We start from the raw sequence: 13,368 nt of genomic DNA on the forward strand, positions 1-13,368 counted from the left end.
CCCCCCCGGGGGGGGACCACTCGGTCTGGTGGTTCACCACCGACGGCGGCGCCTTCGCCGGCTGGTACGTGAATCTCGAACGGCACGTGGTCCGGACCGACGGTGACCTGGCCGGGATCGACGCTGTCGACCAGGAACTGGACGGCTGGGTCGCGCCCGACCGGGTCTGGCACTGGAAGGACGAGGAGTCGTTCGCGGCCAAGACCGGCGATCCGGCGTTCTGGTCCGCCGACGAGGCGCTCGCGGTACGTGCCGAGGGGGAGCGGCTGCGGTCGCTGGCCGAGGCGGGCGCGCCGCCGTTCGACGGGACGTGGTGCGACTGGCGTCCCGACCCGTCGTGGGCGTTGCCGACCCTGCCGTCCGGTTCGCTGGACGCCCCGCCGGCCCTTCCCTTGACCCGCCCCTCCGGTACTCCCGAGCACGCGGCGGGCTGACCGGGGCCGACGCCGTCGACGGCTCGGTGCCGCGCCGTCCGGTGGCGTCGCGGCCGGGTTCGTCGGGCAGCGGCCGGTCTGGCACAATGGACCGCTGAACCGGCGCGTGTCCGGCGCCCTCTACCCGGCGCGTCGCCAGTCAACCAGCTTTCGACCGTGCTCGTCCTTCGGCCATGCCCCACGTGGTCGACGGCCGTACCCGGCGGGGCTACCTACACAGGAGCGAACGAGAACCGTGGCAGCACGCATCCGGCTCAAGCGGCTGGGGAAGATTCGTCACCCGCAGTACCGCATCGTCGTGGCCGACGCCCGCACCAAGCGCGACGGCCGGGTCATCGAGGAGATCGGCAAGTACCACCCGAAGGAGGAGCCCTCGCTGATCGAGGTCGACTCCGAGCGGGTGCAGTACTGGCTGTCCGTCGGCGCGCAGCCGAGCGAGCCGGTGGCCGCCATCCTCTCCCGTACCGGTGACTGGCAGAAGTTCAAGGGCCTGCCGGCTCCGGAGCCGCTGAAGGTGGCCGCGCCGAAGCGCGACCGCCAGGCGCGGTACGAGGAGGAGGCCAAGGCCGCCGGTGGCCTGACCGACGCCGGCAAGCCCGAGGCGAAGACCGAGAAGAAGAAGCCGGCCAAGAAGGCCGACGAGGCGAAGGCCGAGAGCACCGAGGGGAAGGCCGGTTCGGATGCCGGCACGGAGTCCTGACGTGCTGCGTCCGGCCCTCGACCACCTGGTCCGCGGGATCGTGGAGCACCCGGACGACGTCCGGGTGCGCATGGTCAACTCGCGGCGCGGGAAGCGGCTTGAGGTCCGGGTGCACCCGGACGACCTGGGTACCGTGATCGGCCGCGGCGGGCGTACTGCCAAGGCGTTGCGCCAGGTCATCGGCTCGGTGGGCGGACGCGGCATCCGCGTCGAGATCGTCGACAGCTACTGATGCACCTGACCGTCGGGCGGATCGTCCGCCCGCACGGCGTCCGGGGCGAGGTCCTGGTCGACGTGCGTACCGATGATCCCGTCGAGCGGTTCACCGCCGGGTCGGTGCTGGACACCGACCCGGCGCCGCGCGGCCCGCTCACCGTGGAGTACTCGCGGGGCCAGACCGTGTCGGCGGGCCGGGTCCGGCTGATCGTGGCGTTCGCCGAGATCACCGACCGGAACGCGGCGGAGGACGCGCGGGGCACGTCGCTGCTGGTCGACAGTGCCGAGCTGACCGACCCCGACGACCCGGACGAGTTCCACGACCACCAGCTCGTCGGCCTCACCGCGGTGGACGCCGACGGCGCCGAGGTGGGCGAGGTGGTCCGGGTCGAGCACCTGCCCGCGTCCGACCTGCTGGTCGTGCGGTGCCCGGACGGCCACGACGCGCTCGTCCCGTTCGTGTCGGCGATCGTGCCCGAGATCGACGTTCCCGCCGGCCGGATCGTGCTGACCCCGCCGGACGGCCTGCTCGATCTGTAAGGAGTGCCGCCGTGCGGATCGACGTGCTCACCATCTTTCCCGAGTACCTGGCGCCGCTGGACCTGTCGCTGATCGGCCGCGCGCGGCAGCACGGGCTGCTCGACATCACCGTGCACGACCTGCGTACGTGGACGGTCGACGTGCACCGCACCGTGGACGACACGCCGTACGGCGGGGGTCCGGGCATGGTGATGCGGCCCGAGCCGTGGGGCGGCGCGTTCGACCAGCTCGTACCGGCGGACGGCCCGGTGCCGCGCTTCGTCGTACCGGGGCCGGCCGGGGTGCCGCTGACCCAGTCGCTCGCCGCGGAGCTGGCCGCCGAGCCGTGGCTGCTGTTCGGCTGCGGCCGGTACGAGGGGATCGACCAGCGGGTGCTGGACGTCGCGGCCGAGCGGATGACGGTGACCGAGGTCTCGCTCGGCGACGTCGTGCTGTTCGGCGGCGAGGTCGCGGTTCTCGCCGTGGTCGAGGCGGTCACCCGGCTGCTGCCCGGCGTACTCGGCAACGCCGAGTCGCTGCTGGAGGAGTCGCACACCGGCGGGCTGCTGGAGGCGCCGGTGTACACGAAGCCGGCGGAGTGGCGCGGGCGCGCGGTGCCGGAGGTGCTGCGGTCCGGTGACCACGGGAAGATCGCCCGCTGGCGACGTGATCAGGCCCTCATTCGGACGGCTCGGCGCCGCCCCGATCTGCTCTCCGCTCTGCCGCCCGGTACTCTGGACCGGACGGACCAGCTCGCGCTCTCCCAGGGTGGATGTCCACCCGTTCGGGAGGGTGTGGCAGAGTAGTGGGTTGCCGCAGGCGCCAGATCGCTCTGGTAGGCCCGCAACCCCGTAAAGAACCTTCCACCGGCGCTCACGCGCGCCCTTGAGTTTGAGGAAGCAGTCGCGATGAACACGCTGGACACTCTCGACGCCCAGTCGCAGCGGGTCGACGTCCCGGATTTCCGCCCCGGTGACACCGTCAAGGTCTCGGTCCGCGTCGTCGAGGGCAGCCGGTCCCGTATCCAGGTCTTCCAGGGCGTCGTGATCCGCCGCCAGGGCGACGGCCTGCGCGAGACGTTCACCGTCCGCAAGGTCAGCTTCGGCGTCGGCGTCGAGCGGACCTTCCCGGTGAACACCCCGGTGATCGACAAGATCGAGGTCGTCACCCGCGGCGATGTCCGCCGCGCGAAGCTCTACTACCTCCGTAACCTGCGCGGCAAGGCCGCGAAGATCAAGGAGAAGCGCGAGCCGGCCGCGAGCTGACTCGACACCCGGGTCGCGAGGCGCCACGCGTGGGCGACGCGACACCGAGCCTGAGCCGCCGGGCACGGACCCCCAAAGGTCCGGTCCGGCGGTTTTTGCGTCGTCTGACCTGGTGGCAGGAACTGTTGCTGCTGGTCGTGGTGGCGGTGCTGGTCGCCCTGGTCGTCCGGACGTACGCGGTGGAGACGTTCTGGATCCCGTCCGGGTCGATGGAGCAGACCCTGCGTACGGGGGACCAGGTGTTGGTCGACAAGGTCACGTACCACTGGCGTGAGCCGCGGCGGGGCGAGGTGGTGGTGTTCCGCGGCGTGGACGGCTGGTCGGCCCCGGAGGGTACGGCGAGCGGCTCGTCCGGACCGGTGGACCGCCTGCTCCGTGCCGTGGTCGGCGGGGCCGCGCCGGGGGAGAACGACTTCGTCAAGCGTGTCGTCGGCGTACCGGGGGACGTGGTGGCGTGCTGCGACCGCGGCGGGCACGTCACGGTGAACGGCGTCGCGCTGCACGAGCCGTACGTGTACGAGGACTCGCCGGTGGATGCGCCGCCGAGCCCGGGGGAGTGCCGGTCGAGACGGTTCCCGGCGTACCGGGTGCGGGCCGGGCAGTTGTTCGTCCTGGGTGACCACCGCGGCGTGTCGCAGGACTCGCGGTGTCAGGGTCCGGTGCCGCTCAGCGCCGTGATCGGCCGCGCCGTCGCCGTCGCCTGGCCGCCGGGCCACTGGCGTACGGTGCCGGTGCCCGACACCTTCCGTCGGGTGCCGGACTGACCGCCGCCGATCGGACGGGTGGACGTCGTAGGCTGCCCGGGTGACCGAAACGCACGAGCGGCGCGACGCAGCGCAGGCGGAGCATCCGAGGCGTGGTGGCTCCTTCTGGCGCGAGCTTCCGGTTCTGATCGTGGTGGCGGTCCTGGTCGCCGTCGCGGTCCGGGTGTTCGTGTTGCAGACGTTCTGGATCCCGTCGGGCTCGATGGAGCACACGCTCGACATCAACGACCGGGTCCTGGTCAACAAGCTGATCTACGACTTCCGCGACCCGCACCGCGGCGAGATCGTCGTGTTCCGTTCGCCGGTGTCGTGGCGGACGAACCCGAACGAGAAGGACTTCATCAAGCGGGTGATCGCGGTCGGCGGCGACCACGTGGTGTGCTGCGACCGGAACGACCGGATCATGGTCAACGGGCACGCCCTCGACGAGAAGTCCTACCTCTACCGCAATCCGGACGGCACCTACGTCGCCCCCAGCGCCGAACCCTTCGACGTACGGGTGCCGAAGGGGCGGTTGTGGGTGATGGGCGACCACCGTAACGAGTCGGGCGACTCGCGCGAACACTTCGTACAAGATCGAGATGTCGACAACGCGACCATCCCGGTTGATTCGGTCATCGGCGATGCCTTCGCGCTGTACTGGCCGTTGGACCGGGCGACATGGCTCGGTGTACCGAGGACCTTCGACGGGGTACCTGACCCGTGACCGGGCGGGGTCCTCGACGCGGCACCCGCGCCGGTCGGCCGTAGGCTGGATGCTTCCCGCCGGGCAGGACAGGAGGGCCTTCGATGTTGGCGCCACAGCGTACGGTGATCCGCCGCGGCGCCGGGCTGTACGCGTTGGAGCAGGGGCTGCGGCGCCGCGGTTTCCGGCACATCGCCGGCGCCGACGAGGCCGGTCGGGGCGCCTGTGCGGGCCCGCTGGTGGTGGCCGCGGCGATACTGCCGGACGGCCGGCGCGGCGAGGTGCCCGGGCTGGCCGACTCCAAGCTACTGACCCCCGCCGCGCGGGAGCGGGTGTACGAGGAGGTCGTCGCGCGGGCCGTTGCGTACGAGGTGGTGGTGATCCCGCCGGACGAGGTGGACGTCCGCGGCCTGCACGTGTGCAACCTGGCCGGGATGCGTCGGGCGCTGGCCCGGCTCACCCCCGGCCCGGACTACGTGCTGACCGACGGGTTCCGGGTGGGCGGGGTCGGGGTGCCGGGGCTCGCCGTGTGGAAGGGCGACCAGGTGGCGGCCTGCGTGGCCGCCGCGAGCGTGCTGGCCAAGGTCACCCGGGACCGACTGATGACTGAACTGTCCGAACAGTGGCCGACGTACGGTTTCGCCGAGCACAAGGGCTATGTGACGCCCATGCACACCGCGGCCCTGCGTCGGCACGGACCGTGCCCGGTGCACCGCTGGTCGTACGCCAACGTCGCGGCGGTCGCCGACCGCGCCGCGCCGGGCGTACGGCCGGCGCGTGCCGGGCACACGGCACCCGTCGTGGTGGCGGACGATGCGCCCGAGGCATGATCTCGTCGGGGTGTCGGCGCGTCCCGAGCGCGGTGGGCGGGCGGGTGTGGGCGACAATATCGGCATGGAGGACGGGACCAGATGAGCGCCGAGGATCTCGAAAAGTACGAGACGGAGATGGAGCTTCAGCTCTATCGCGAGTACCGCGACATCGTGCGCCAGTTCTCCTATGTGGTCGAGACCGAGCGTCGGTTCTACCTGGCCAACGCGGTCGACCTGTCGGTGCGCAACACCGATGGCGAGGTGTACTTCGAGGTCGAGATGACCGACGCCTGGGTGTGGGACATGTACCGTCCTGCCCGGTTCGTGAAGCATGTGCGGGTCATGACGTTCAAGGACGTCAACATCGAGGAGCTCGACAAGCCCGACATCTCCCTGCCGAACGACGCGAGCTTCGGCACCTGAGCCACGAATGGTCCGGCCACCCGCGGGTAGTCGCCAGGACATGACCGAGACACCGTACGACAGCGACCCCGAGGGCCACGTCCGGATGCCGCCGGACACCGGCCCCAACCCGCCCGCCATGCCCGGGACCAGCGAGGACGCCGAACCCGTGCAGGGCATCTACCGCCCCGACATCGGCCCCGGCGGGCGCGACGTCGACACCACCGAGCGCCCGCTGCCCGGGCGTACCCGCAACGCCCGCGGCCCGGAGAGCTGACCTTCCCGCCGGCGCTGGTCGGCACCGTTCACGCGTGGCTGGCCGGGCTGGCGGTGTTCCGTCCGACCTCAGCCGCGGTCTCGTTAGACGCTGCACTTCTCGCGTACCCGGCGGTGACGGGCGTCTGCGGTTCGTGCAGACCTGTCCGTGCAGGTCTGTGCTGTGCGCCTGGCGCCGGGTTTCCTTCGGCAACTGGTACATGCACGGACCGCGTTCTCGGGAACCCGTGGCGGTGGCTCCCTTCTCCGGCGCGGTTGCGCAGGCGCGGAGCTGCGGCGGCGCCGTGGAACGGCCGCGGTCTCGCTGCCGTGGTGCCTCCTGCCGGTCTGCTGCACGCTGCGTCGGACCGGCCGCATCCACGGGCTGCCGGATGGCAGTCGACGTTGCGACTCGCGTGCCGTGCCATCCGTGTTCGATGCGGGAATGCGGTTGGTACTTTTCGCCTTTTTGATCTTCGCGGGTTTTCAGGGCTCGGTCGTGACTGCGCCGGCTCCCCCTGCTGAGCTGGGGTGGGGCCGGTGTCCGGGGCGCGGCGGCGCGTGAAGACGTGACGGATCCCGTGCTGTCAAGTTCGTCCACAACCCCCTCGGTTGTCCACAGATCGGCACTGTCGGCCGGTCGGCGGCCGTCCGGGCGCGGCAGGGTTGCCGCGACCCGGGAGGTGGCCCATGAGTACCCAGCAGATCCGTACCGGCCGATCCGCCGTGCCGAGGGCGGGTGGCGGCGAGCAGCACCGACGCCGGTCCGCGCTCGGTGAGTTCGGGGAACGGTTGGCCGCAGCCCACCTGGCCGCCGAGGGCCACGTCCTGCTCGCGCGCAACTGGCGATGTCGGTACGGCGAGATCGACCTCGTGGCCCGGGACGACGCCACCCTCGTCTTCTGCGAGGTGAAGACGCGCCGGACGGACCGGTTCGGGCCGCCGTCGGCCGCGGTCGGTGCCGGGAAGGCGAGCCGGATCCGCGAGCTGGCAGTGCGCTGGATGACCGCCACCGGTACGCACGGCGGCGAGATCCGGTTCGACGTGATCAGCGTGCTCTCCCCGGTCCACGCCCCGGTCCGGCTCGAACACCTGCGATCGGCGTTCTGACATGGGGTACGCGCGGGTCCTGTCGGTGGGGCTCGTCGGTCTCGTCGGCCGGATCGTGGAGGTCGAGGCCGACCTGTCGGCCGGCCTGCCGGGGCTCACCATGTCCGGGCTGCCCGACGCGTCGCTCTCCGAGGCCAAGGAACGGGTCCGGGCCGCGACCGTCAACACCGGCCTCACCTGGCCGAACCGTCGCATCACCGTGAACCTGCTGCCCGCGTCCATGCCGAAACACGGTTCGGTGTTCGACCTGGCGCTGGCGGTCGTGGTGCTCTGCGCCGCCGGTCTCGTACCGGCCGGTGTGGCCGACGGCGCCGCGTTCCTCGGTGAACTGGGGCTGGACGGCCGGGTGCGCCCCGTCCGCGGCGTACTGCCGGCGGCCATGGCCGCCGCTGGTGCCGGCATCGACCGGCTGTTCGTCCCCTCCGCGAACGGTCGCGAAGCCTCGCTCGTACCGGGCATCACCGTACGGCCGGTGGACACGCTGGCCGCGCTGCTCGACCACCTGCGCGGCGCGGCCGACCTGCCCGGACCGGATCCGCTCACCGCCGTCGAGGACGGGGCCACCGGTCCGGACCTGGCCGAGGTGATAGGGCAGGAGCGTGGTCGTCGTGCCGTCGAGATCGCCGCGGCCGGCGGCCACAACCTCGGACTGTTCGGGCCACCGGGTGCCGGGAAGACGATGCTGGCCGAGAGACTGCCGTCCGTCCTGCCGCACCTGGACGACGCGGCGGCGCTCGAAGTCACGGCCGTGCACTCGGTCGCCGGCGTACTGCCCGGCAGCGGCGACCTGCTCCGCCACCCGCCGTACCAGTCGCCGCACCACACCTCGACCCCGGCGGCGATCGTCGGCGGCGGCAGCGGTACGCCACGGCCCGGTGCGATCTCGCTCGCCCACCACGGGGTCCTGTTCCTCGACGAGGCACCCGAGTTCGCGCCCATGGTGCTCAACGCCCTCCGCGAACCCCTGGAGAACGGCGAGATCATGCTGGCCCGGGCCAACGGCAGCATCCGCTACCCGGCACGCTTCCAACTCGTTCTGGCCGCAAACCCCTGTCCCTGCGGCGAACGCGACGGCACCTGCCTGTGCAGCGCCACCGTGCGCCGGCGGTACCTGGGTCGGCTCTCCGGCCCGCTGCTCGACCGGGTCGACCTGCAACTCGACCTCCTCCCGGTACGCGCGGCGCAGCTGCTGGCCGACGATCTGCATCCGGCGTCGTCGGCGGAAACGGCGGAGCGGGTGGCGATCGCCCGGCGCGTCGCCGCGTCGCGTTGGGCCCGTACGGGGCACCAACTCAACGCGACCATTCCCGGCGCGCTGCTGCGTACACCGCGCTGGCGGCTGCCACGTACCGCGACCCGGGTACCGGAGCACCTGGTCGACCGCGGTTCGCTCTCCGCCCGCGGGTACGACCGGGTGCTCCGGATCGCCTGGACCATCGCCGATCTCGCCGGCCGCGAGCGTCCCGATCCCGGCGATGTCGCCGAGGCCGTCGACCTGCGTACCCGGACCGCCGCGTGAGCGTACGGATCCGACAACCCATCGACCATCACCAACCTGCCCGAACCACGACGGGGGAGTCATGACCGACACCAGCAACCGCACGCAGCCGCCGACGTCGCCGGCCGGCGGCAACGTGCCCGATGCCGACCCGAACCGGTCCGCGGCCGACGCGGTCGGGGACCTCGGTTGGGACGAGACGCGGCTGGCCCGGGTCGCGCTGACCTGGTTGGTGGAGCCCGGTCACCGGACGCTGGGCCGGCTGGTACGCGAGGTCGGCCCGGTCGACGCGCTGAACCGGATCCTCGGCGGCGCCGTACCGGACCGGATCGGCAGTGCGGTCGCCGCCCGGCTCAACGCGACCGACCCGCTCGAACGGGCCGCGCAACTGGCCGCGGAGACCAGGCGGTTGGGCTGTCGCCTCGTCGTACCCGAGGACGACGAGTGGCCGACCCAGCTGGCGGATCTCGCCCGGATCGCCGTCGACGACGACCCACGGATCGACGCCCACACCGACCCGCCGCTCTGCCTCTGGGTACGCGGTGACCTGCCGCTCGCCGAGACCGTGCAACGCTCCGTCGCCATCGTCGGCGCCCGTGCCGCCACCAGCTACGGCTCCCACGTGACCACCGACCTCGCGTTCGGGTTGGCCGACCGTGGCTGGACAGTGGTGAGCGGCGGCGCGTACGGAATCGACGGAGCCGCCCATCGCGGCGCATTGAGCGCCGGCGGACCCACCGTCGCAGTACTTGCCTCCGGCCTCGACATCGTGTACCCGGTGGGCCACGCGAGCCTGTTCGAACGCATCGGTACCGACGGCCTGCTGGTCAGCGAATGGCCGCCGGGGTCGGCGCCGCAACGGCACCGGTTCCTCATCCGCAACCGGGTGATCGCGGCGCTCTGCCGCGGCACGGTCGTCGTGGAGGCGTCAGCCCGTAGCGGCGCCCGCAACACGGCGCGGCACACCACCGCACTCGGCCGGATGCTGATGGCCGTGCCCGGCCCGGTCACGTCCTCGATGTCGACCGGAACGAACCTGCTGATCAGACAGCACGACGCGCGGCTGGTTGGCTCCGCTTCCGAAGTACTCGAAGAGGTCGGTCCGATCGGAGAGCTCGCGCCGATTCCGCGCGGCGACAGCACAGCCCGCGATCAGCTCGACGCGTTGTCGATCCGGATCCTGGACGCCGTGCCCCTGGCCGACCCCGCGACGGTGGAGGAGATCGCCGTCGACTCGCATGTACCCCCGATCCAGGTCCGCCGTACGATGCCGATGCTGGTGATGCTCGGATTCGCCGAGGACACCGGCGCGGGGTACCGGCTCCGTCCGGAGCACCCCGTGCCGGCCGCGCCGCGCTCGCCTACGGAGTCGCAGAGCCCGGACGATCCGCACGAGGCATCCGACTCGGACGACCAGCACACCGAACTCATCGACCTGGAGCCGCCGCCACTGGACGATCCGGGTCTCGAAGTGCCGCGCCGGCCTGTGCCGGACCTGGGCGGGTCGCGCGTGGGCGCACTGGCTTCGGGCGCGACCGGATCGGTTACGCCACAACGGGACGCGCCGCACCCAACCAAAGCCCGGCCGAGCCCGGAACATCCGAGCGCTGACCGGCCGGACGCCGACCAGCCTGGTACGGGCCGTCCGGGCAAGGGCCAGCCGGCCGCTGGACAGCGGAGCGCTGACCGGGTCGAGGGCGAGCCCGTGGTCAAACCGGGTGTGAAGCGGCGTCGTTCCGCGAGCAAGGGATCGGTGTGACAGCGGGCGATGCTCTCGCGCTCGGTACGTCTCAGCCCTGCCGTGGTCCCGACTGTCCGATGTCTCCGCACCCGCCGGGAGAAGCCATGGTCGCGGGGAGATTCGGCTCGGAGTCCGCACTGGGCGGTGTCCCCCTGGCGCGGATCCGGCGTTCCGCGGCCAGCTCCAGTGCCGGCGCTTTGGGCGCGGATCCGGTCTACCGAGCCAATTCCATCGTCGGACGTGGACACCGGCCGGGCGCTCGGCACCGTTCTTGGTTCCGGCACCGGACGCGGTTCCCAACGCGGCCCCCCGCGGCTGGTGCACGGCACCCTGTTGTCTGGCAACGGATCGCGGACTTCCTGTCGTCCCGAATCCGTACCCGGGCTGTGTACGGCTCCGAACCTGGCAGGGGACCTGGGCTGTGTGTGGCTCCGAGCAAGCAACGGGCGGCGGACGGTCTGCCGTCCCGCATCCGGGCCCTTGGCTGACTGCGGCCTCGAACCTGGTCAGGGATCCGGACTGTCTGCCGTCCCGTGTCCGGCTGCGGACCCTGGCTGTTAGCGGTCCACTGCTCGGATTCGGACTGTGCGCGACTCCCGAGTCTGGTCCCCGCGCCCGGGAGCCGGTGCAGGCCCGAGCGCGGTCCTGAGCGGCAGGTCTGGCACGCGAGCGCGGGCCTCGGACGAACGAGCCTTGAGCCGAGTTCCCACAGAAGCTTGTCCGGCGGTATCCCGAGGACCGCGTACGGAGCCAGCACACCGGCGCGTCGGCTTGACGGTGAGCCGCCCCGCCACGGACGGTCGACAGGTGGGGAACACTGGTGCATCGACCGAGTCCCGGTACGACGGCCTGCCGGAGCCCTTCCGCGACGCCGTGGACCGTTTCGCCCGGTACCTGGCGAGTGAGCGGGACCGTTCCCCGCACACCACCCGGGCGTACGTGGCGGACGTGGTCGCGGTACTCGATCACGCGGTGCGGATGCGCGCGGTGGATCTGCCCGCGGCGCTCGACCTGGGTGTGCTGCGAAGTTGGCTGGCCCGGATGCGTACGACGGGCGCGGCCCGGAGCACGTTGGCGCGCCGGGCCGCGGCGGTGCGTACGTTCTCCGCCTGGGCGCACCGGTCCGGGCTGGTCGCGGCCGACACCGCGCAGCAACTGGGAGTGCCCCGGGCACAGCACGCGCTGCCGACCGTACTGCGGGTCGAGCAGGCGGCCGCGCTGGTGGAGGCTCCGACGGGGGAGCCGGACACCGGTACGGATCCGGTCGCGTTGCGGGACGCGCTCGCCCTGGAACTGTTGTACGGCACGGGAATCCGGGTGGGCGAGCTGTGCGGCCTGGACGTCGACGACGTCGACCGCGGCCGTCGGGTGGTGCGGGTGCTGGGCAAGGGTCGCAAGGAGCGGTCGGTGCCGTACGGCGTGCCCGCGGAGAGGGCGGTCGCCGCGTACCTGGATGCCGGGCGTCCCGCGCTGGTGACCGGCCACAGCGGGCCGGCGCTCCTGCTCGGCGTACGCGGGGGGCGGCTCGACCCGCGTGCGGTGCGGCGGATCGTCGCCAACGAGGCGGCTGCGGCCGGTGTGCCCGCTGTGTCCCCGCATGCCCTGCGGCATTCGGCCGCCACGCATCTTCTCGACGGCGGTGCGGACCTGCGTGCCGTCCAGGAACTGCTCGGGCACGCATCGTTGGCGACGACGCAGGTGTACACCCACGTGTCGGTGGACCGGTTGCGCAGCGCGTACCGTCAAGCGCACCCCCGCGCCTGAAAGGCTGGACCGACGTGACCATCCCTGCCGGCAAGCCGCCCGAGCCATTGCGCGGCGCGCGCCTGTTGTTCTCGCTCGACCCGGCGTACGCGCACCTCAACCACGGTTCGTTCGGGGCGTTGCCGATCCCGGCCCAGCGCGCCGCCGCCCGGCTCCGGGAGGAGCAGGAGGCCGACCCGATCCGGTTCCTCAAGCCGCCGGGGGTCGTGGAGCGTGTCACGCACACCCGGCGGCATCTCGCCCGGTTCGTCGGGGCGGATCCGGACGGCACCGCGCTCGTACCGAACGTGACCGCGGCCTGCGCTATCGTGCTCGGCTCGGTGCCGCTGCGGCCCGGTGACGAGATCCTGCTGACCGACCACGCGTACGGGGCGGTGGTCGTCGAGGCCAAGCGGCGGTGCGCGGAGACCGGCGCGGTGCTCGTACGGGCGATGGTGGGGCTGGACGCCACGGACGACGAGATCGTCGCGGCGGTGTCGGCGGCGGTCACCGAGCGGACCCGGGTCGCGGTGATCGACCAGATCAGCTCGGCGACTGCGAAGCTCTTCCCGATCCGCCGGATCGCGACGGAGCTGCACCGCCGCGGCGTGTACGTCGCCGTGGACGCCGCGCACGTGCCCGGGATGATCGACGTCGACGTGTCATCGCTCGGCGCGGACGCCTGGTTCGGCAACCTGCACAAGTGGGCGTACGCGCCGCGCGGCACCGGCCTGCTGGTCGTCGCCCCGGAGCACCGGTCCGGGGTCCGGCCGCTCGTGGCGTCCTGGGAGTACGGGAACGGGTTTCCGCGCAGCGTGGAGTTCCAGGGGACACAGGACCTCGCGGGCTGGCTCGCCGCTCCGGCCGGGCTCCACACGATGACCACGCTCGGCCTGGACGTGGTGCGTGACCACAATGCCCGCCTCGCCCGGTACGGGCAGCGGCTGCTCACCGAGTCGCTGGAGACCGAACCGGTCCCGACCGCTCCCGAGCTGGCGATGCGGGTGGTACGCCTGCCGGACGGTGCCGTCACGTCCGAGTCCACGGCGGTCAGGCTGCGCGAACGGATCACCACTGAGCTGCGTACCCATGTGGCGGTGAGCTTCTGGAACGGCGCCGGTCTGCTGCGCCTGTGCGCGCAGGTCTACAACCGCGCGGGGGAGTACGAGCGGCTGGCGGCGACACTGCCCGGACTGCTGCGCCGCGGCTGACACCGTACGGCGG

At 72.1% G+C, this 13,368-nt stretch carries 16 protein-coding genes; all 16 read left to right on the forward strand.

Going from position 1 to position 13,368, the window contains the following annotated elements:
• The coding region (locus Aru02nite_RS00005) for a ribonuclease FAU-1 family protein (protein WP_203653846.1) at positions 1-434 on the forward strand (434 nt) is incomplete at its 5' end.
• 235 nt (positions 435-669) lie between these two features.
• Entirely contained in the window at positions 670-1,134 is a 465-nt protein-coding gene (gene rpsP / locus Aru02nite_RS00010; protein WP_203653848.1) for a 30S ribosomal protein S16, read from the forward strand.
• On the forward strand, positions 1,115-1,366 hold the full coding sequence (locus Aru02nite_RS00015; RefSeq protein ID WP_203653849.1) for an RNA-binding protein: 252 nt from the start codon (positions 1,115-1,117) through the stop codon (positions 1,364-1,366). The genes rpsP and Aru02nite_RS00015 overlap by 20 nt, the downstream gene beginning before the upstream one ends.
• The gene (gene rimM, locus Aru02nite_RS00020) at positions 1,366-1,890 is read left to right on the forward strand and encodes a ribosome maturation factor RimM (protein WP_203653850.1); all 525 of its coding nucleotides are present in this window, start codon (positions 1,366-1,368) and stop codon (positions 1,888-1,890) included. Before Aru02nite_RS00015 ends, rimM begins: the two co-directional genes overlap by 1 nt.
• Positions 1,891-1,901: 11 nt before the next feature.
• Positions 1,902-2,675 (forward strand): tRNA (guanosine(37)-N1)-methyltransferase TrmD, encoded by a 774-nt coding sequence (trmD, locus tag Aru02nite_RS00025; protein WP_203653851.1) that lies wholly within the window; start codon positions 1,902-1,904, stop codon positions 2,673-2,675.
• A 102-nt stretch (positions 2,676-2,777) separates the two neighbouring features.
• On the forward strand, positions 2,778-3,134 hold the full coding sequence (gene rplS, locus Aru02nite_RS00030) for a 50S ribosomal protein L19 (protein WP_203653852.1): 357 nt from the start codon (positions 2,778-2,780) through the stop codon (positions 3,132-3,134).
• Between the two features lie 95 nt (positions 3,135-3,229).
• Positions 3,230-3,898: a signal peptidase I gene (gene lepB, locus Aru02nite_RS00035; protein ID WP_203653853.1), complete on the forward strand. Its 669-nt coding sequence runs from the start codon at positions 3,230-3,232 to the stop codon at positions 3,896-3,898.
• A 40-nt stretch (positions 3,899-3,938) separates the two neighbouring features.
• Positions 3,939-4,604, forward strand: coding sequence for a signal peptidase I (lepB, locus tag Aru02nite_RS00040; protein WP_239076213.1), 666 nt, complete (start codon positions 3,939-3,941; stop codon positions 4,602-4,604).
• An 83-nt stretch (positions 4,605-4,687) separates the two neighbouring features.
• Complete coding sequence (locus Aru02nite_RS00045; protein ID WP_203653854.1) at positions 4,688-5,413, forward strand: ribonuclease HII; 726 nt, start codon at positions 4,688-4,690, stop codon at positions 5,411-5,413.
• 81 nt (positions 5,414-5,494) lie between these two features.
• Complete coding sequence (locus Aru02nite_RS00050; protein ID WP_203653855.1) at positions 5,495-5,818, forward strand: DUF2469 domain-containing protein; 324 nt, start codon at positions 5,495-5,497, stop codon at positions 5,816-5,818.
• Between the two features lie 40 nt (positions 5,819-5,858).
• Entirely contained in the window at positions 5,859-6,074 is a 216-nt protein-coding gene (locus Aru02nite_RS00055; RefSeq protein ID WP_203653856.1) for a hypothetical protein, read from the forward strand.
• A 668-nt stretch (positions 6,075-6,742) separates the two neighbouring features.
• Positions 6,743-7,162 carry a YraN family protein gene (locus Aru02nite_RS00060; protein WP_203653857.1) on the forward strand — a complete coding sequence of 140 codons (420 nt, stop codon included), beginning with the start codon at positions 6,743-6,745 and terminating at the stop codon, positions 7,160-7,162.
• Between the two features lies 1 nt (position 7,163).
• Positions 7,164-8,681 carry a YifB family Mg chelatase-like AAA ATPase gene (locus Aru02nite_RS00065; RefSeq protein ID WP_203653858.1) on the forward strand — a complete coding sequence of 506 codons (1,518 nt, stop codon included), beginning with the start codon at positions 7,164-7,166 and terminating at the stop codon, positions 8,679-8,681.
• Between the two features lie 61 nt (positions 8,682-8,742).
• Complete coding sequence (gene dprA, locus Aru02nite_RS37510; RefSeq protein ID WP_203653864.1) at positions 8,743-10,419, forward strand: DNA-processing protein DprA; 1,677 nt, start codon at positions 8,743-8,745, stop codon at positions 10,417-10,419.
• 789 nt (positions 10,420-11,208) lie between these two features.
• Positions 11,209-12,165 (forward strand): tyrosine recombinase XerC, encoded by a 957-nt coding sequence (locus Aru02nite_RS00075; RefSeq protein ID WP_203653866.1) that lies wholly within the window; start codon positions 11,209-11,211, stop codon positions 12,163-12,165.
• 14 nt (positions 12,166-12,179) lie between these two features.
• Positions 12,180-13,355: an aminotransferase class V-fold PLP-dependent enzyme gene (locus tag Aru02nite_RS00080; RefSeq protein ID WP_203653867.1), complete on the forward strand. Its 1,176-nt coding sequence runs from the start codon at positions 12,180-12,182 to the stop codon at positions 13,353-13,355.
• Positions 13,356-13,368: the final 13 nt, after the last annotated feature.

This window comes from Actinocatenispora rupis, from assembly GCF_016861975.1.
In the GTDB taxonomy this organism is placed as follows: domain Bacteria; phylum Actinomycetota; class Actinomycetes; order Mycobacteriales; family Micromonosporaceae; genus Actinocatenispora; species Actinocatenispora rupis.

Bases quoted from the DNA above. Each gene is read 5' to 3' on its own strand.
- dprA (WP_203653864.1), top strand. From the start codon at position 8,743: ATGACCGACACCAGCAACCGCACGCAGCCGCCGACGTCGCCGGCCGGC.
- Aru02nite_RS00015 (WP_203653849.1), top strand. From the start codon at position 1,115: ATGCCGGCACGGAGTCCTGACGTGCTGCGTCCGGCCCTCGACCACCTG.
- rimM (WP_203653850.1), top strand. From the start codon at position 1,366: ATGCACCTGACCGTCGGGCGGATCGTCCGCCCGCACGGCGTCCGGGGC.
- Aru02nite_RS00055 (WP_203653856.1), top strand. From the start codon at position 5,859: ATGACCGAGACACCGTACGACAGCGACCCCGAGGGCCACGTCCGGATG.
- Aru02nite_RS00065 (WP_203653858.1), top strand. From the start codon at position 7,164: ATGGGGTACGCGCGGGTCCTGTCGGTGGGGCTCGTCGGTCTCGTCGGC.
- Aru02nite_RS00045 (WP_203653854.1), top strand. From the start codon at position 4,688: ATGTTGGCGCCACAGCGTACGGTGATCCGCCGCGGCGCCGGGCTGTAC.
- rplS (WP_203653852.1), top strand. From the start codon at position 2,778: ATGAACACGCTGGACACTCTCGACGCCCAGTCGCAGCGGGTCGACGTC.
- Aru02nite_RS00060 (WP_203653857.1), top strand. From the start codon at position 6,743: ATGAGTACCCAGCAGATCCGTACCGGCCGATCCGCCGTGCCGAGGGCG.
- Aru02nite_RS00050 (WP_203653855.1), top strand. From the start codon at position 5,495: ATGAGCGCCGAGGATCTCGAAAAGTACGAGACGGAGATGGAGCTTCAG.